Consider the following 18590-nt stretch of genomic DNA (forward strand, 5'->3'; position numbering starts at 1 on the left):
GGAGAGGAGCCGCAGCGAAATGAATGAGCTTTCCCGCTCTGCGGGGAAGCGAACGATATGAAGCTTGCGGCGACGACGTGCGGAGGGGCCCTTTCAGGGCCAAACGCGCCCGTTTCCCCCTGGTACCCCCTTTCAGGGACGCGTCCTGCGGCGGTGCTATTCATCGGCCACCGTATTTGAAAGCAGTTGCTTGCCGGTTCGGTGCCTTGCGTGCCGCTTCCCTCCTGCCCGTGCAGAGTTACCCACCTAAACTTGTAAGTAGTTTCAATTCAATTACTTTTCTCAATGCCGCACAGAATCTCTGCGCCTTATTTAATCTGTGCCTGAGCGAGCCTTTCGCTCAGAAAAAACAAACCCCCAGCTCTGGGGCACGGCTTGCCGTGCTCCGGGGCTGGGGGTTATCCACATATTATGCCGCTTTTGTGGAAGCTCAGCGGCGGTTGGACCGCCGCCAGATGTGCATCTTCTCCGCCGCGGCGATGAGCTCCTCCCGGAAGTCCGGGTGGGCAATGGAGATAATCCCCTCGGCCCGCTGCCAGGCCGACAGGCCCTTCAGGTTCACCATGCCGTACTCGGTGACCAGGTAGTGAATATTGGTGCGGGTGGTGGTGACCACGCTGCCCGGGGCGATGGTGGGCACCAGGCGGCTGTGGGCCCTGCCCTGCCGGTCCGTATAGACTGACGAGCAGCAGATGAAGCTCTTGCCCCCTTTGGACCGGTAAGCCCCCAGGACAAAGTCCTGCTGCCCGCCGGAGCCGCTGATGTGCCGGGTGCCCATGGTCTCGGCGGACACCTGGCCGAACAGGTCCACCTCCATGGTGTTGTTGATGGAGATCATGTTGCCGTGGGCGGAGATGACGTCGATGTCGTTGACGTAGTCCACCGGGGCCACCATAAAGGTGGGGTTGCGGTCGATAAAATCGTACAGCCGCCGGGTGCCGGCGGCAAAGGTGAACACCGCGCTGCCCCGGTCCAGGTTCTTGTTCCGGCCGGTGAGCTTGCCCGCCTCGGCCAGGTCCACCACGCAGTCGGTGAGCATCTCGGTGTGGACGCCCAGATCCTTCAAATCGGACTGGGCCAGCAGAGCCCCCACTGCGTTGGGCATGCCGCCGATGCCCAGCTGGAGGCATGCCCCGTCGGGGATGAGGGAGACAATCTGCCGGGCCACCGCCTGGTCCTCCCGGGTGGGCTGGGTGGTGGGGAGCTGGTCCAGCTCGTGGCCCTCCCCCTCCACCACCATGTCCACCCGGGAGATGTGGATGGCGGTGCCCAGGCCGCCGAAGGCCACCGGCATCCTGGGGTTGACCTCCACAATGATGGTGCGGGCCCGCTCCAGCATGGCGGCCAGATAGGTGGTGTTCAGGCTGAAGCTGAAAAAGCCGTGGTTGTCCATGGGGGAGACCTGGATCATGGCCACGTCCACCCGCTCCACGTTCTCCCGGTAATACCGGGCCATCTCGGAGAAGCGGATGGGGGCGTAGTAGCAGATCCCCTGCTCCATCAGCCGCCGCTCAATGGCCGAGCAGTGCCAGGAGTTCCAGGTGATGCGCTCCGCCGCGTCGGGCAGGGCGGTCACCGCCGGCTGCCGCAGGGCCAGGCCGCCCCGGAAATTCAGGCCGGTCAGCTCCGGCTCCTCCGCCAGACGCTCCGCCAGGGCCCGGTCCAGGTCCCGGGGCATCTGTCCGCAGAAGCCGTAGTCAATCCAGTCCCCGGACCGGATGCAGTCCACCGCCTCCCGGGCGGTACGCCGCTTTTTCAAATACAGTTCGACATCATTCATGCAGTTTATTCCTTATCGTAATCAGAATTTCAGGGATTTGCCGCCCTCACGCCCGGAGGAAGCCCTTGCCGAAAATTTCGCTGGAATTGGCCACCAGCAGGAAGGCGGAGGGGTCGTGCTCTTTCAGGTAGCGGCGGAGCACCACCGCCTGGCCCCGGGACAGAACGGTGAGCACCACGTAGTGGGTCTGGTGGGTGTAGGCCCCCTGGCCCTCCCACACGGTGGCGCCCCGGCCCAGGGTCTTGGTGACGTACTCGCACACCAGCTCAGGGTTGGAGGTGATGATGGTAAAGCTCTTGCGCCGGTTGAGGGATTCGATAACGCTGTCCACCAGCACCGACTTGAGCACCAGACCCAGCAGGGAGAACAGGCCGGTCTCAATGTCAAAGATAAACAGGGCCGCGCCGGCGATGATGATATCCGACATGAGCAGGGCCCGGCCCACGTCCATGCCGGTGTATTTTTTCAGAATCATGGCGGCAATATCGGTGCCGCCGGTGGAGGAGTTCAGGTTAAACAGGATGCCCGAGCCCAGGGCGGGCAGAATGATGGCAAAGAAGGCCTCCAGCATCTTGTTGGTGGTCAGGGTGCCCGACAGGGGCACCACCGCCTCAAAGAGCTGGATGAGCCCGGCGTAGAGCAGGGAGCAGTACACAGTCCTCAGGCCAAAGCCCTTGTTGAGAAAAATAAAGCCCAGCACCAGGAACAGGGTGTTGATGATGGTATTGAAGGTGGAGGGGGTGAGCCAGGTGGACTGAAACAGCCCCCCCAGCAGCACCGACAGGCCGGACACGCCGCCCATGGAGAAGTTGTTGGGGAACTTGAAAAAGTACACGCCCACGGATACCAGGGAGGTGCCCAGGGTCATCATGATAAATTCTCTGGCCATTCTGGCCCCTTTGCCCTCTTCCCGGGCAGTATTGTGATTCATTTTGTTCACTCCTGTTGTTTTCGAGGCGGAACCGGCCAAGCGGCCCGTCTTCTCAAACGCCGCCTGCATTTCTTCCTTATTTCTTCCCATACCGGGCAAGCTCTATTTCGCTGAGCTGCGCACTGAGCCGCCTTCGGTTTCCCGTCTCCTGAAAGCCCTTCCGGGTGTAGAGCCGGTATGCGCCCTGGTTGATGTTCAGCAGCCAGAGGGTGGGCGTGCCCTCGCAATGGCGGACGGCATATTCCAGCAGCGCCGTGCCGTATCCCCTGTTCTGCTCCCGGGGCAGGACGTACAGATTTTCAATCAGGCTGTCCTTCACCGACACAATCCCCACCGGGCGGGGGGCCAGCAGCATCCAGACCTGCTTTCCGGCGGCCAGCTCCCGGCGCAGATACTCCGCCTGGGCCTCCGGGGTGTGCCGCCGCACAAATTCCGCCGGGCAGAACTCCCGGTGGGATTCCTTCCAGCTCTCGGCGTGGATATACCCCGCCTGAGCGATGTTTGTCTCGTCTACCTCTGCAAACTCCATGGGCCTACTCCCCCGCCCGGGCGGCCTGGACGGCTCCCCACACATCGTAGCTCTGGACGCCGGCGTAGTCCGGGATAATGCCCAGCCGCCAGATGGACAGGCCGTCCACGCCGAACATGTGGGCCAGGTTCACCTTGGCCAGAATGCTCTGGGCGTCCTCATACCACACCTTGTAGTGCTCCCCGTCCACCGAATAGGTGAGATAGGGGGTGGCCGCGGCGGCGTCCCAGGTGCGGACGGCGTCGGACTGCCCCATGCGGGCGGCCAGGGTGTCGGGGGCGGGGGTGTAGATGTCGGTGGAGGCCAGCAGGCCGTTGCCGTCCACCTTCAGGCCCACGCTGGTGATGGACACAGCCAGCACAATCTTACTCTTGTCCGCCACGCCGGTGTCCGGGTCGGTGATGGACACCAGGGCCTCATATACCTTGTTCAGGGGGGCGGGGGCGTTGCGGGTCTGGCTGGTGCCCACCCAGCCCTGGGGCAGGTTGGTGTCCTGGTAGTCGTGGGCCATGAGAATCACTTTGCCGCAGGTCTCGCCCAGGGCCTTGTAGTCGTAGCCGCCGTACCACTCGTCGGGCTGGACGCACACCCACAGGTTCTTCCCCTCCGGAAGTGCGGCCCGGAGGGCGGTCATGAACTGGGTAAAGGAGGTGCGCAGCGAGGCGCCCAGGCCCTCAAAGTCGATGGTCAGGCCGTTGTAGTCCCCGGCGGCCTTCACCAGCTGCTCCACCACGCTTTGGCGGTTGCCGGCGCTGAGAATGGCGGTCAGGTCGCTGCCGGCGGCGTAGACGCTCAGGTTATAGTCCACCCCGGCCTTACTCAGCGCGCCGGTGGCCAGCTCGGACCCCTGGGGCACCGCCCACTCGTTGCCGCCGGAGGAGGTCTGATTCAGCCAGGGCCTGCCGCTCTCGTCCAGGGTCATGCGGGCCCATCCCAGGCTCACCGCGTCCATCTCCCCGGCCTTGTCAATCTGGCTGTAAGAGCTCATGGCGTAGAAGCCGTGGAGGAAGTCGATGCCGGCGTGGTACTTCTCGTATACCCGCACCAGCATGGCCGCAGCCTCCTGGCGGGTGGAGGAGTGGCCGGGCAGGAAGCGCAGGCTGCCGTCGGCCTGGGGCACGCCGTTGATAATGCCGAAGGCATAGGCCAGGGAGATATACCCCTTGTTCTCCGTCACATCGGAGAAGGGCAGCTCCGCCGAGGCCTGGGCCAGGGCCAGGTTCTCATACCCCAGGGCCCGCACCAGCATGACGGCCATATCCTGGCGGCTGATGTCGTCGCCGGGCCGGAAGTAGAGCCCCGAGTCAATGGCCCCGTTGGCCAGGGCGGTCTCTACGGCGGCGTAGTACCACTCTCCCGGGGCGCAGTCGGAGAAGGAGGGCTTGTCCGGGCTTACCATCTCCCAGCCGAACATACGGCACAGCACCATCACAAAGGAGGCCCGGTTCATGTACTCCCCATAGCCGAAGGTGCCGTCCCCCTTGCCCTTAATCAGGCCGTAGTCCGTGGCCTTCCGGATGACCTCTTCAGCCCAGTCCCCCTGTGGCACGTCAGAATAGCCCCCGGCGGCGGCGGCTGGGACAGCCAGCAGGGACAGCAGCAGGCACACCGCCAGCAGGGCGGCAGAAACGCGATGCTTCATAGTCGAAATACCTCCCTCTCAGGTGGATTCTCTCACCGGCCGCTCCAAACCGGGCGGCCTGCGTTCGTCACCATCATAGCATAATCACGGGCAGGAGAAAAGAGCAAATACCTGATCCCGCTTCTTCTCCGGCAGAAAATGGAAAATATTTCCCGTTCGACCCGCTGCGCCTTGTTTCTCCTTCTGTTGTGGTAAAATATGGATAACAGTATCACCCATTCTACAAAGGAGGTTCCGCCCATGGCGCTGCTGCGCAGAAAAGGACTGTATGAGACCAACCGTGTGTGCTTTCTCCCGGAGAGCCTGATTGCGCCCAATCCGGACCAGCCCAGGAAATATTTCTCCCAGGAGGGGCTGGAGGAGCTGGCCGAGAGCATCCGGGAGCACGGGGTGCTTCAGCCCCTGTCGGTACGCAGGACCGCCGGGGGCTATGAGCTGGTATCCGGGGAGCGGCGGCTGCGGGCCTCCCGGATGGCGGGACTGAAGGAGGTGCCCTGCATCATCCTGCGGGTGGACCAGGAGAACTCCTCCCTGCTGGCCCTGGTGGAAAACCTCCAGCGCCGGGACCTGGACTTTGTGGAGGAGGCCGCCGCCCTGTCCCGGCTTATCTGCACCTACAACCTGTCCCAGGAGGAGGCCGCCCGGCGGATTGGCAAGTCCCAGTCGGCGGTTGCCAACAAGCTGCGGCTGCTGCGGCTTCCCCCCCAGGTGCTCAAGCTGCTGCTGGAGGCCGGATGCACCGAGCGCCACGCCCGGGCCCTGCTCAAGCTGGAGAACCCGGAGCTCCAGCTGCAGGCCGCCCAGTATGTGGCCCGGGAGCATCTCACCGTGGCCAAGACCGAGGCCTATGTGGAGTCCCTGCTCTCCCCTGCCCCGCCCAAGCGGCGGAGACCTACCTATTTAATTAAAGATGTGCGGTTTTTTCTCAATACGGTGACCAAGGGTCTGACCATGATGAAAACCGCCGGGGTAGACGCGGACTGCCAGCGGCAGGAGACTGAGGACTCCATTCTGCTCACCATCCGCATTCCCAAGCGGACGGCGTGACCTGTGTTTCACGTGAAACACAGAGAGTTTTCCACTTGTCCCCACACTCTTCCACCGCACTCCCCTTTTGAAACGGCCCAAAGTCACCTTCTCCACTCTCCCCCACTTCCTTCCAGCGCTCCTGTGCCCGCCCGGCGTGTTTCACGTGAAACACGCCGGGCTTTTTCTGCTTCAGGCCCCAATTCTGCATGTTTCACGTGAAACATGGGCAAAATCAGTTGAAATAAGCGGACATCAATATTATAATAATGTCTGCTGAACAAACCGCCCTGCCGCATGTCTGAACGCAGACCACTGCCCGCTCCGGCCCGGAGGGTGCTTTTCAGCCCCACAAACGCTGTGAAAAGGCAGGTGCCCCTATGGCTAAAACCATTGCAATCGTCAATCAAAAGGGCGGCGTGGGCAAGACCACCACATGTGTCAATCTGGCCGCCGCCTTAAAAGAGGAGGGCGCCCGGGTACTGGTGTGCGATTTTGACCCCCAGGCCAACGCCACCTCCGGTTTCGGCGTGGACAAGACCACCGCCTCCCCCAATATCTACGACGTGCTCATCAACGGCGCGGACGTGAAGCGGGCCGTGGTAGAGACCCCCTACGGCGACGTTATCCCCGCCAATAAAGCCCTGGCCGGCGCCACCGTGGAGATGATCGCCATTGACAAGCGGGAGTATCTTCTGAAAAACGCCCTGGACCAGCTGTCCGACCGATATGACTATATTCTCATCGACTGTCCCCCCTCCCTGGAGCTGCTCACCCTGGACTCCCTCTGCGCCGCCGACACGGTGCTGGTGCCCGTCCAGTGCGAGTACTACGCCCTGGAGGGCCTCAGCGACCTGCTGTCCACCATCCGCATTGTAAAGCGCTCCCTCAATCCGGCCATTGAGCTGGAGGGAGTAGTGCTCACCATGTACGACGGGCGGACCAACCTGTCCATGCAGGTGGCGGAGGAAGTTAAGCGCCACTTCCCCGGCCAGGTGTACGCCACTGTCATTCCCCGGAATGTGCGGCTGGCCGAGGCCCCCAGCTACGGCAAGCCCGTCACCGCCTATGACAGCCTGTCCCGGGGCGCCGAAGCCTATCAGGAGCTGGCCCGGGAGGTTATGGAGAAGAACAAAAAGTAAATCTGCTGCGCCTCAAAGAAAGGAATGATAGATTTGCCAGTGAACAAGGACCGGGGCCTGGGCAAGGGCCTGGGCGCCCTGCTGGGCGACGCCGCCCTGAAAACCCAGGAGGGCGGCTCGGTCATGCTGCCCATCTCCCAGGTAGAGCCGGGCCTCAAGCAGCCCAGGAAGCGGTTTGACGAGGCGTCCCTCAGCGACCTGGCCGAGTCCATCCGCACCCACGGGCTTATCCAGCCTCTCACCGTCCGCCGCCTCTCCTCCGGCTACTACCAGATCATCGCCGGAGAGCGCCGCTGGCGGGCCTCCAAGCAGGCGGGCCTTACCGAGGTGCCCGCCGTCATCATTGAGGCCGACGACCGGAAGGTTATGGAGCTGGGTCTCATTGAAAACCTCCAGCGGGAGGATTTGAACCCCATTGAAGAGGCGGGCGGCTACAAGGTCCTGGTGGAGGACTACGGTCTCACCCAGGAGGAGGTGGCCCGGCAGGTGGGCAAGTCCCGCTCCGCCGTGGCCAACGCCATGCGGCTGCTCTCCCTGCCCGACGCAGTGCGCATGCTGCTGGAGGAGGGCAGGCTGTCCGCCGGACACGCCCGGGCCATCCTGTCCGTCCCCGGCGGGGAGCTGCAAAAACGGCTGGCCCAGAAGGTGGTGGAGGAGGACCTGTCCGTCCGCCAGACTGAGGCCATGGCCAAGCGCATTAGCCAGGCTGCCGAAGAGGCGGAACATCCGGCGCCGGCCCCCGACCCCATGAAAATCTACCGGGACGCCGCCGCCAAAGACCTGTCCGCCCGGCTGGGCCGCAAGGTATCCATTGTCCAGGGAGCCAAAAAGGGCAAGGTAGAGCTGGAATACTACGGCGACGAGGACCTGACCGCCCTTCTTGAAGCGCTGGAGCAGACCTCCGGCGGGAAGGGAGGAACTTCCCTTTGAATCAGCAGGACCACAACAAGGAGGAGCTGGAGACTCAGCCCCTCCAGCACGAGGCGGAGCACGCCAAGCCCCACAAAAAAGTCTCCGTTATGGGGTATCTGACCATTCTCTTTGCCGCCGCCTTTCTGCTGCTCCTCCTGTCCTACTTTATGCAGCAGCGGGCCAACGAGCAGGCTATCTCCGGACTGAAGGCCACCTCCAGCAACGCCATTGACTCCATCAATAACCTGATTGAGGAGAAGGACGAGCTGTCCCAGCAGGTGGAGGACCTGAAGGGACAGGTGGAGAACCTTCAGGAGGAGCTGGAGGATACTCAGGATCAGCTCACCAACGCCCAGAGCAGCGCCGACATGGCCCAGACCGCCCAGGCGGATGCCCAGAAGGCTCTGGAGGCTATGGACTGGTTCTGGCGCATCCAGCGGCAGTTCTCCCGCGGCTACTACACCGACGCGGCCAACATGGCGGAGGAGTTTGAGGCCGCCGGACTGCCCCAATACCTGCCCCAGAAGGCCCTCACCGGCCGGGAGGGTGACCCCTCCCCCGCCCAGCAGTACCAGGAGATTAAAGACGCGCTGGACTGAGCCTGCCCCTGTTTCACGTGAAACATTTCTCCGCGGGACCTCCCTCCCGCACGATAACAATATGATAATGAGGTGTCATATCCATGCTGGACATTCGTTTTATCCGTGAAAACCCGGAAGCCGTAAAAGAGAACATCAAAAAGAAATTCCAGGACGCCAAGCTGCCCCTGGTGGACAAGGTGCTGGAACTGGATGCCGCCAACCGGGCGGCCATGACCGAGGCCAACGAGCTGCGGGCCAGCCGCAACAGCCTGTCCAAGCAGATCGGCATGCTGATGGGCCAGGCCAAGAAGGACCCCTCCAAGCTCCAGGAGGCCGAGGCCGTCAAGGCCCAGGTCAAGGCCAACGCCGACCGCCTGGCCCAGCTGGAGGAGCAGGAGACCAGGCTGGCCGAGGAGATCCACCACATCATGCTCCAGATCCCCAATATCATCGACCCCTCCGTGCCCATCGGCCCCGACGACTCCTGCAACGTGGAGGTAGAGCGGTTCGGCGAGCCTGTGGTGCCCGACTTCCCCATCCCCTATCACACGGAAATCATGGAGTCCTTTGACGGCATCGACATGGACTCCGCCGGTCGGGTGTCCGGCAGCGGCTTCTATTACCTGCTGGGGGATATCGCCCGGCTCCACGAGGGCGTGCTGGCCTACGCCCGGGACTTCATGATCAACAAGGGCTTTACCTTCTGCATCCCCCCCTTCATGATCCACGGCAACGTGGTGGAGGGCGTCATGAGCCAGACCGACATGGAGTCCATGATGTACAAGATTGAGGGCGAGGACCTGTACCTCATCGGCACCAGCGAGCACTCCATGATCGGCAAATTCATCGACCAGATCATTCCCGAGGAGTCCCTGCCCCAGACCCTCACCTCCTATTCCCCCTGCTTCCGCAAGGAGAAGGGCGCCCACGGCATCGAGGAGCGGGGCGTGTACCGCATCCATCAGTTTGAGAAGCAGGAGATGATCGTGGTCTGCAAGCCTGAGGACTCCATGAAGTGGTATGACCAGATGTGGAAGTACTCCGTGGAGCTGTTCCGCTCCCTGGACATCCCCGTCCGCCAGCTGGAGTGCTGCTCCGGCGATCTGGCCGACCTGAAGGTCAAGTCCTGCGACATCGAGGCCTGGTCCCCCCGCCAGCAGAAGTACTTTGAGGTGTGTTCCTGCTCCAACCTGGGCGACGCCCAGGCCCGCCGCCTGAAGATGCGGGTCAAGGGCGCCGACGGCAAGATGTACCTGCCCCACACCCTCAACAACACCGTCGTCGCGCCTCCCCGTATGCTCATCGCCCTGCTGGAGAACAACCTCCAGGCCGACGGCACGGTGAAAATTCCCAAGGTCCTCCAGCCCTATATGGGCGGCAAGGAGCTGCTGGTGCCCAAGAAGTAAAAATACCTTCCCTGGGGGTCTGGCTGTCCGGTGGACAGCCAGACAAAAAGAACCCTTCCTTAACCCGTGGCGGCTGGCCTCTCGGGGGCCCCGCCGAAGCCCAGCGAAGCAAAAACGGGGTCCCCGCCGGGCTCATGGCCCGGTGGGGAAAGGACGAGCAAGGGAGCGGTGCAAGGAATGGCCGTTCAAGCCGTTCCGAGACAGAGCGGACTTTGCGAGGACGCCGCGAACGATATGACGCTTGCGGCGACGGGTCTCCGACGGGGTACTTTTCACCGGCGAAAAGTACCCAAAAGCCGCCGGGGACACAGGCGCGGAAGGGCCCTTTCAGGGCCAAACGCGCCCGTTTCCCCGGACCCCTTTCAGAGTACGTCCGGCGGCGGTGGTGTCCAATGACCCGCCAAACTTGATAGCAGTTACTATGCCGGTTCGGTGCCCCGCGTACCGCTCCCCTTCTGCCCGAGCAGAGTTACCCGCCCAGGCTTGTAAGTCCCTGCAATTCATTGGCGATCTCAATGCCGCACATAGTCTCTGCGGTTTATCTGCTGCTCTGATTGAGGCAAGTTCTCACATGGGAAGGTTCTCCCCTTCTCTTATTACAATTTACTGAGGTTATGCACTTGAAGAACATGAAAGACAACATCAAAGACATCAACCGGAAGTCCCGCGGCTTTCTGGGCGAATTCCGCAAGTTTATCGCCCGGGGCAACGTGATGGACCTGGCGGTAGGCGTCATCATCGGCGGCGCCTTCCAGGCCATCGTCAATTCCCTGGTCAACGACATCATCAACCCTGTCCTGGGCATCTTTACCGGCGACAGCGAGGCCCTGGCCGCCTCCCTCACCATTCAGCTCCCCGGCGGCGGCCAGCTTATGCTGGGCAGCTTTATCAACGCGGTCATCAACTTTCTCATTATGGCCTTTATCATCTTCTGCATTGTGAAGGGGCTCAACGCCTTCCAGCGCAAGAAGGAGCAGGCCGCCGACGCGGCCCCTGCCAAGCCGGCCCTCTCCACCCAGGAGCAGCTGCTCACCGAAATCCGGGACCTGCTGCGGGAGCAGCAGGACAGCAGCGCCGGGAAGTAAGGAGCGCATTATGTCTGACGAACACAACAAGACCCCCAACAGCGGCCAGGAGGAACAGCCCCGGGAGCCCTACACCCCCGCTTCTCCCCTCAAGCGCATCTGGGCCTGGGTGGGCGTGGTGTACATGGTCATCATCGTGTTTCTCATGACCTACATGTACGGCACCGGCTCCTATCTCCACGGCATCGCCGCCCTGATGCTCATCCCCGCCCTGGGAGGCGGGGCGGCGTCAGCGGTGTGCCTGTGGGTCACCGCACCCCAGGAGGGCCGCACCCCCGCCCGCCGGGCCATGATGATTCTCATCACCGCCCTGTGCCTGGCCCTGATTATCGTCAACCTGATCAATGGAATTCCGGCCTTGCTGGCCAACTTCGGAGGTTAACGGAATGGAAGAGCGAATTGCCGCCGGACTGGCGGCCATGGGCGTCCCCCTCCCCTCCCCTGCCGCCCCCGCCCTGCTGGCCAGATACGGCCAGCTGCTGCTGGAGAAAAACCAGGTTATGAACCTGACCGCCATCACCGAGCCCGACAAGGTGGCCGATCTCCACTTCCTGGACTCCGCCGCCCTGCTCACTCTGGAGGGAGTGGACTTCAAGGGCAAGCGGGTCATCGACGTGGGCACCGGGGCGGGCTTCCCCGGCCTTCCCTTGAAAATTCTGGAACCTACCATCTCTCTCACCCTGCTGGACAGCCTGGGCAAGCGGGTCAGCTGGCTCCGCGAGGTGTGCGGCCAGCTGGGTCTGACGGACGTAACCTGCGTCCACGCCCGGGCGGAGGAGCAGGCCCTGGAGCCGCTCTGGCGGGACGGGTTTGACTTTGCCGTGTCCCGGGCAGTGGCCGACCTGAGGATACTCACCGAGCTGTGCCTGCCCTATGTAAAACCGGGCGGCCTGTTCCTGTCCATGAAGGCGGTGGACTGCACCCAGGAGCTCTCCGGCGCGGCCAACGCCATCGCCCGCCTGGGCGGCAGGGTGGAGGCCCTGCGGGACTATGAAATCCCCGGCGCAGGGGTCACCCACCGGGTGGTGCTCATCCGTAAAACCGGTTCCACCCCCAAGGGCTACCCCCGCCGGTGGGCCAAGCTCCAAAAGGCCCCCCTCTAAATGGGGCCAATTGTTACTATTGTGTTATATTTGCACAAAAAACATTGGAAATTGAATCCCGTTATGATATACTAACACCGTATGAACTGGAGGGACGCTATGAGTACCGCCGTTGTGGTCACGTCCGGTAAGGGTGGGACGGGAAAGACCTCCCTGACCGGGGGCGTCTCCTCCTGTCTGGCCGCCCTGGGCCAGCGTGTGCTGTGCATCGACATGGACATCGGCCTGCGGAATCTGGACATCTCCCTGGGGCTCACCGACCGGGCCCTCATGGACTTCACCGACGTGCTGGAGGGCCGCTGCTCCCTGAAGCGGGCGGCGGTGCCCCACCCGGTCATCAAAAATCTCTACCTCCTCACCGCCCCTCTCACCCTGCCCCCCGGCATCAGCGAGGAGCGGATGAAGGCCTTCATCCGCAGGGCCAGGGAGCAGTACGACTACATTCTCATGGACTCCCCCGCCGGCATGGGCGAGGGTTTCCGGCTGGCGGTGTGCGGGGCGGACCGGGGCATTGTGGTCTCCACCACCGACGCCTCCGCCCTCCGGGACGCCCAGCGTGTGGTCTCTCTCCTCTCCCGCCAGCTGCCCGCCATCCATCTGGTGGTCAACCGGGTGCAGCCCAAGCTGCTCCGCCGGCTCCACACCACCATTGACGACGCCATGGACGCCGCCGGCCTGCCCCTGCTGGGGGTGGTGCCCGAGGATGAACAGGTCATGCTCTCCGCCAACCAGGGCAAGCCCATCATCCTGGCCAGCCGGAAGGGCGCCGCCGTGGCCTATCTCAACATCGCCCGCCGCCTGCTGGGTGAGCGGGTTCCCCTCATGCGCATCCGCTGACCGGCCCCGGTTTTCCCACAGGGCAGGTCCCGCGGGTGGAAACTCCTCCGAGCTCAGGCCCGGAATCATGGGCCATGCGGCCCCGGGAGGCGCTATGTTCTGTACCAAATGCGGCGCGCCGCTGAAGGACGGTCTAAAGTTTTGCACATCCTGCGGCGCAAAGGTGGAAAATCCGGCGGCTCAGGCCGGGTCCCCTCCCCCGCCCCGGACCGGAACACGGGTCAAGGGCAGGTGGAGGGCGGCAGCGGCCTCGGCGGCCCTGACCGCAGTCACGCTGGCCGCCGCCCTGGGGGTGTTCCTCTGGGCCGCGGCGCCCAGGACCAGTACCCCGGAGGGGTCTCTGGCCCTGCTGGTGGAGAGCCTGGCCGACGGCGACGGGCTGCGGGCCGCTCAGGCCATGGACCTGACCCTGAGCCAGCTGACGGGCATGAAGTCCATGACCGCGGCCCAGGGGCAGTCCGCCCTGCTCTCCGCCCTCCAGCTGCCCCAGGATACGGACGTTGGCCGGCGCCTCCAGTCCGCCCGGCTTATCACCGCCACTGTGTCCTACACCAACCCTGCGGGCACCGCCTGCCAGGGGTCGGCCCTGGTCCGGCTCACCTGGGCCGACGGAACCCAGACCACCGCCCTGCTCCCGGACGCAGCCTTGGAATATGACGGCGGCGGCTGGCATATCATATCCGGGCTGGGCCCCATAATCTGAGAAAGGATGAATTCCGATGAACATTGCCCTAATGGCCCACGACCGCAAGAAGGAACTGATGGTCCAATTCTGCATTGCCTACTGCGGCATTCTCTCCAAGCACACCGTCTGTGCCACCAATACTACGGGGAAGCTGGTCGCTGAGGCCACCGGGCTGCCGGTATACCTCTTCCTTTCCTGCCAGCACGGCGGAAGCCAGCAGATTGGCGCCCGCATCGCCTACAACGAAATCGACATGGTTCTTTTCTTCTGCGACCCTCAGTCCAGCGATATGGACGCCGACCTGAACTATATCACCCGGCTGTGCGACCAGTACAACATCCCCTACGCCACCAACGTGGGCACCGCTGAGATGCTCATTCACGGCCTGGAGCGGGGCGATCTGGATTGGCGGGAGATTATCAATCCCAAGAGCAAGCCCTTTACTGTGTAATGCTTCCGCCGCGCCGCCCCGCACCATCGGGCGGCGCGTTCTTTTTTTGCCTTTCCCCCGGGGATCTGGCTGTCCGGTGGACAGCCAGATAAAAGCCCCCTTAGCCTCGGGGTCCCCGCACAAGCCCAGCGCAGCGAAAACGGGGTCCCCGCGGAAGGCGGTACGCCTTTCGTGGGGAGAGGACGAGCGGCGTTACCCGCCCAGACTTGCAAGTCCCTGCAATTCATTGGCGATCGCAATGCTTTACAAAGTCTCTGCTCCGTATTTCGGATTCTGCTCGAACAACCTTGCAGTACAGCATTGAATACCGGTTCCACCGCCCCTGAAATTCCCGGTTTTGGCCCGCTAACAGTTGACATTGGGGCCGATTTGGGATACTATTGTGCTGTATGCAGCGATAAAGCACCGCTATGACGGAGCATGAGTACCAGGCCATCCGCCGGACAGAGAAGGACGCCCCCGGCTGAAAGCGCCCCACGGACCGGACCCTGGGAAAGACGGCTCTACCAGCGGGGATGGAGACATCCACGGCCCGCTCCCCGTAACAGGAGCACAGAGGGCAGGACGAGACGTCCCGCCGAACATGGGTGGCACCACGGAGGCAGGCGCTTTCGTCCCATTAACAAGGGACGGAGGCGCTTTTTTGTCCTTTCTGTGCCCACACCATAAAAGAGAAGGCGTTTTTATGATGGATCGTATCAAGCCCCGCACCCTGTCCGGCTTTATGGAGCTGCATGCCCCAGCGAATCCCTGATTCGCCGGGGACCCCTGATTTGACTCAAATTGCCCGGAGTGAATCCGGTCAATTTCAAGGTTTTGCTGCGCAAAACGCTTGTCGCCGCACTTGCGGCGGCCCGGCAGCAGCGGCCTATCCCTATACAAAAGGAGTTTTTATGATGGATCGTATCAAGCCCCGCACCCTGTCCGGCTTTATGGAGCTGCTGCCGGCGGATCAGGTCCTCTTTGACCGCATGGTGGCCATCCTCCGGGAGAGCTATTCCCTCTACGGCTTCACCCCCCTGGACACCCCCGCCATTGAGGCCAGCGAGGTCCTGCTGGCCAAAGGCGGCGGCGAGACCGAGAAGCAGATCTACCGCTTCCAGAAGGGGGACAGCGACCTCTCCCTCCGCTTCGACCTGACCGTCCCCCTGGCCAAGTATGTGGCCCTCCACTACAATGAGCTGTCCTTCCCCTTCCGCCGCTTCCAGATTGGCAAGGTCTACCGGGGTGAGCGGGCCCAGCGGGGCCGGTTCCGGGAGTTCTACCAGGCCGATATCGACGTCATCGGCGACGGCAAGCTGGACATCATCAATGAGGCGGAAATCCCCTCCATCATCTACCGGGCCTTTACCGCCCTGGGCCTGAACCGGTTCAAAATCCGGGTGAACAACCGGAAGGTGCTGGGCGGCCTCTTCGCCCTGCTGGGGCTGGAGCAGCACTCCGGCGACGTAATGCGCACCATCGATAAGCTGGAAAAAATTGGTCCAGACAAGGTGAAGGCCATTCTGGTGGACGACTTTGCCGTACCCGCCGACACCGCCGACACCCTGCTCAGCCTGCTCTCCGCCGCCGCCCCCATGGCCGCCCTGGAGCCCTTCAAGGGCAAGAACGAGCTGTTCGACCTGGGCGTGGAGGAGCTGAACACCGTGGTGAAGTACATGGCCGCCTTCGGCGTGCCCGCCGACCACTTCATGGTGGATCTGACCATCGCCCGGGGTCTGGACTACTACACCGGCACCGTCTACGAGACCGTCATGCTGGACCACCCCGAGGTGGGTTCCATCTGCTCCGGCGGCCGTTATGATAACCTGGCGGAATATTACACCGAAAAACAACTCCCCGGAGTGGGAATTTCCATCGGCCTGACCCGGCTGTTCTACGTGCTCCAGGAGCAGAAGATGCTCAACCCCGCCGCCAATTCCGCCCCTGCCGACGTGCTCATCCTGCCCATGACTGAGGACCTGTCCGCAGCCATCTCCTTTGCCACCGCCCTGCGGGCTCAGGGCGTCCGGGCCCAGCTCCACTGCGAGCAGAAGAAATTCAAGCAGAAGCTCAGCTACGCCAACAAGCTCTCCATCCCCTTCGCCGCCTTCCTGGGCGAGGACGAGGTGAAGGCCGGCGCCGTCACGGTGAAGAACCTGCTCATGGGCGACGGCTTCACCGAGGAGGAGAAGGCCAATATGGAGAGTCAGGGCTTCTACAAGCAGGTGACCCTGCCTATGGCCGACGCGGTGTCCTATGTGAAAAACTGCCTCAGCGGTCCCAAGGATGACCGGCCCATCCTGGACAAGGGCGGACTGGGGCTGACTCAGGCCTGACAGCGGCCGGAACCCGCCCGAAAAGGGAACTTTCACCCCCCGGTTTCCGTCTGAAAAGAGCGCGGATTTCCGCGACACTACGACTATCTGCTGGAGGATTTCAATATGAACCGTAAGCTGATTGCCCTTGGCCTGTCCCTGGCCCTCACCCTCACCGGCGCCCCCGCCCTGGCCGCGTCCGCGGACGGCGCCTTTCCCTCCCTCAACACCTACCCCGGCTACGCCGATGTGCCCGCCGGCAGCTGGTTTGCGTCCAGCGCCCAAATCTGCTACGAGACCGGCCTCATCACCGGCTCGGACAAGGGCTTTGAGCCCTACCGCACCATGGCCGTGTCCGAGGCGGCGGCCATCGCCGCCCGCATGGCCGAAATCCTGGACGGCGGCGACGGCCTGTTCGACAATCCCGCCGGTTCCCCCTGGTACACCGGCGCGGTGGACTACCTGAAGGCGCTGGCCAAGGATAACGCCATGGTGCTCTCCCTGCTGTCCCAGCCCGATAAGACCGTCACCCGCCTGGGCTTCCTCAAGCTGCTTGCCGCCGCCCTGCCCGCGGAGCAGCTCCCCGCCGTCAACAGCATCACCGCCCTGCCCGACACCGGCGACGCCGACGTGCTCCGCTTCTACAACGCGGGCATCCTCACCGGCGTCAACGAGTACGGCATGTTCGCCGGGGCCAACACCCTGACCCGCAGCGAGGCCGCCGCCATGGTGGCCCGTGTGGCCCGGGAGGAGCTGCGCACCGCCTTCACCCCCACCTTTGACGCCGTGGTGTGGGCCTCCCTGGACGTGCCCGACACGGTGTACTTCCAGGGCAGCGGCAGGACCGTCACCGCCCGGATGTACCTGACCCACGCCCTGAGCCTGATTTCCGGGCTGGAGGACGCCAGCGCCGAGGGCGGCGTTGCCTTCAACTGGTCCAACACTCTGAGCAGCGGCGAGACCTACAAGGACTATGTGACCAACAGCGCCATGGCCTACTTCGGCGTCACCAAGGACATGGCCACCGAGCAGTACAAGGACCTGGACATTCAGGTGTTTTACAGCCGCTATCTGGACCTGGGCGGGACCGCCTCCCAGGCGCAGGACTACACCCTCTACGTGGGCACTGCCGACGGCACCTTCACCTCCTACGCCGCCGCCCCCACCGCTCTGGACCCGGCCGCCGACAGCGCCGGGGTGGTGCGCCATCTGCTCTCTGAGATGAGCGCCCTCACCGGCTGGAACCTGGACGCCGCCGACATCACCGTGGGCAAGGGGGGCGTGACCGTGGCCTGGGCGGACACCTGTGCCCTGTTTGTGGGGCCCCCCGATCCCCAGGTTGAGGCCTTCCATATGTACGGCGCCGACCAGCTGGCCTTCACCCTGCTGGACAGCGTGCAGCGCACCATCCAGTGCGCCTTCTCCCCCGCCAACCCGGATGGGCTGGATGTGTGGTTCTGCGCCGCCGGCGGCAGCGCCCTCAAGCTGGACAATCTGAACGTCACCCTGCCCATTGACCAGCCCTACTCCCACAGCCTTCTGGAGCGTCTGATGGGGTAATTTGAATACTTTTTGTTATTTATAGCATTGTATATTACAATTTGGAGTTGATTTTACATGGATAACGCGCGTACCTGCTACCGCAGCCACTCCTGCGGGGAGCTCCGCATGGAGCACGTGGGACAGACCGTCACCCTGGCGGGCTTCCTGGAGAACTTCCGTGAGGTGGGCGCCAGCCTGGGCTTCGCAGTGCTGCGGGACTTCTACGGCACCACCCAGGTGGTGGCCGAGACCGAGGAGATGGTCAAGACCATCAAGGCCCTGAACAAGGAGTCCACCATCCAGGTCACCGGCGTGGTGCGGGAGCGGGACAGCAAGAACCCCAAGCTGCCCACCGGCGACATCGAGGTGGTGCCCGGGAAGATCGAGGTGCTGGGCCGCTGCCGCCACAACGAGCTGCCCTTCCCCATCAACCGCAGCCGTGAGGCCGACGAGTCCGCCCGTCTCAAGTACCGCTATCTGGACCTGCGCAACCCGGAGGTGAAGAACAACATCGTCCTCCGCTGCAACGTGGTGGCCGCCCTGCGGCAGGCCATGACCGCCCACGGCTTCATGGAGATCACCACCCCCATCCTGACCGCCTCCTCCCCCGAGGGCGCCCGGGACTACCTGGTGCCCAGCCG

The 18590-nt window shown here is 63.3% G+C and carries 18 protein-coding genes; 14 read left to right on the top strand and 4 right to left on the bottom strand.

Annotated features, from left to right (window positions below; genetic code table 11):
* Positions 1-430 precede the first annotated feature (430 nt).
* The 4 genes from Q0K06_RS06695 to Q0K06_RS06710 all read right to left on the bottom strand — a co-directional run bounded on the left by Q0K06_RS06695 (position 431) and on the right by Q0K06_RS06710 (position 4882).
* Positions 431-1780, bottom strand: a complete 1350-nt coding sequence (locus Q0K06_RS06695) for an acetyl-CoA hydrolase/transferase C-terminal domain-containing protein (protein WP_294550259.1) — start codon at positions 1778-1780, stop codon at positions 431-433.
* 46 nt (positions 1781-1826) lie between these two features.
* Positions 1827-2711 carry a YitT family protein gene (locus Q0K06_RS06700; protein ID WP_294550261.1) on the bottom strand — a complete coding sequence of 295 codons (885 nt, stop codon included), beginning with the start codon at positions 2709-2711 and terminating at the stop codon, positions 1827-1829.
* A 76-nt stretch (positions 2712-2787) separates the two neighbouring features.
* Positions 2788-3240 (bottom strand): GNAT family N-acetyltransferase, encoded by a 453-nt coding sequence (locus Q0K06_RS06705; protein ID WP_294550263.1) that lies wholly within the window; start codon positions 3238-3240, stop codon positions 2788-2790.
* 4 nt (positions 3241-3244) lie between these two features.
* Positions 3245-4882, bottom strand: a complete 1638-nt coding sequence (locus Q0K06_RS06710; protein WP_294550266.1) for an S-layer homology domain-containing protein — start codon at positions 4880-4882, stop codon at positions 3245-3247.
* A 240-nt stretch (positions 4883-5122) separates the two neighbouring features.
* On the opposite strand from Q0K06_RS06710, the gene Q0K06_RS06715 reads away from it, so the two are divergent.
* The 14 genes from Q0K06_RS06715 to Q0K06_RS06780 all read left to right on the top strand — a co-directional run.
* Positions 5123-5929, top strand: a complete 807-nt coding sequence (locus tag Q0K06_RS06715; RefSeq protein ID WP_294550269.1) for a ParB/RepB/Spo0J family partition protein — start codon at positions 5123-5125, stop codon at positions 5927-5929.
* 359 nt (positions 5930-6288) lie between these two features.
* Positions 6289-7050 carry a ParA family protein gene (locus Q0K06_RS06720; protein WP_294550272.1) on the top strand — a complete coding sequence of 254 codons (762 nt, stop codon included), beginning with the start codon at positions 6289-6291 and terminating at the stop codon, positions 7048-7050.
* A gap of 39 nt (positions 7051-7089) precedes the next feature.
* Positions 7090-7980, top strand: a complete 891-nt coding sequence (locus tag Q0K06_RS06725) for a ParB/RepB/Spo0J family partition protein (protein WP_294550318.1) — start codon at positions 7090-7092, stop codon at positions 7978-7980.
* The gene (locus Q0K06_RS06730; RefSeq protein WP_294550275.1) at positions 7977-8561 is read left to right on the top strand and encodes a hypothetical protein; all 585 of its coding nucleotides are present in this window, start codon (positions 7977-7979) and stop codon (positions 8559-8561) included. The genes Q0K06_RS06725 and Q0K06_RS06730 overlap by 4 nt, the downstream gene beginning before the upstream one ends.
* Before the next feature lie 83 nt (positions 8562-8644).
* Positions 8645-9949, top strand: a complete 1305-nt coding sequence (serS, locus tag Q0K06_RS06735; RefSeq protein WP_294550278.1) for a serine--tRNA ligase — start codon at positions 8645-8647, stop codon at positions 9947-9949.
* A 614-nt stretch (positions 9950-10563) separates the two neighbouring features.
* Positions 10564-11034: a large conductance mechanosensitive channel protein MscL gene (mscL, locus tag Q0K06_RS06740; RefSeq protein WP_294550281.1), complete on the top strand. Its 471-nt coding sequence runs from the start codon at positions 10564-10566 to the stop codon at positions 11032-11034.
* Between the two features lie 10 nt (positions 11035-11044).
* Positions 11045-11416 carry a hypothetical protein gene (locus Q0K06_RS06745; RefSeq protein ID WP_294550285.1) on the top strand — a complete coding sequence of 124 codons (372 nt, stop codon included), beginning with the start codon at positions 11045-11047 and terminating at the stop codon, positions 11414-11416.
* Between the two features lie 4 nt (positions 11417-11420).
* The gene (gene rsmG / locus Q0K06_RS06750) at positions 11421-12137 is read left to right on the top strand and encodes a 16S rRNA (guanine(527)-N(7))-methyltransferase RsmG (RefSeq protein WP_294550288.1); all 717 of its coding nucleotides are present in this window, start codon (positions 11421-11423) and stop codon (positions 12135-12137) included.
* Between the two features lie 99 nt (positions 12138-12236).
* Positions 12237-12974, top strand: coding sequence for a septum site-determining protein MinD (minD, locus tag Q0K06_RS06755; protein WP_294550293.1), 738 nt, complete (start codon positions 12237-12239; stop codon positions 12972-12974).
* 94 nt (positions 12975-13068) lie between these two features.
* A complete protein-coding gene (locus Q0K06_RS06760) occupies positions 13069-13677 on the top strand; it encodes a zinc ribbon domain-containing protein (RefSeq protein WP_294550296.1) in 609 nt (202 codons plus the stop codon).
* Between the two features lie 16 nt (positions 13678-13693).
* Positions 13694-14110: a methylglyoxal synthase gene (locus tag Q0K06_RS06765; RefSeq protein ID WP_294550300.1), complete on the top strand. Its 417-nt coding sequence runs from the start codon at positions 13694-13696 to the stop codon at positions 14108-14110.
* Positions 14111-15006: 896 nt separating this feature from the next.
* On the top strand, positions 15007-16428 hold the full coding sequence (gene hisS / locus Q0K06_RS06770) for a histidine--tRNA ligase (RefSeq protein ID WP_294550302.1): 1422 nt from the start codon (positions 15007-15009) through the stop codon (positions 16426-16428).
* 105 nt (positions 16429-16533) lie between these two features.
* A complete protein-coding gene (locus Q0K06_RS06775) occupies positions 16534-17967 on the top strand; it encodes a hypothetical protein (RefSeq protein WP_294550304.1) in 1434 nt (477 codons plus the stop codon).
* 57 nt (positions 17968-18024) lie between these two features.
* A partial coding sequence (locus Q0K06_RS06780; RefSeq protein ID WP_294550308.1) for an amino acid--tRNA ligase-related protein occupies positions 18025-18590 on the top strand: 566 nt, incomplete at its 3' end.

The sequence above is a fragment of the uncultured Pseudoflavonifractor sp. genome (assembly GCF_944387805.1).
In the GTDB taxonomy this organism is placed as follows: domain Bacteria; phylum Bacillota; class Clostridia; order Oscillospirales; family Oscillospiraceae; genus Pseudoflavonifractor.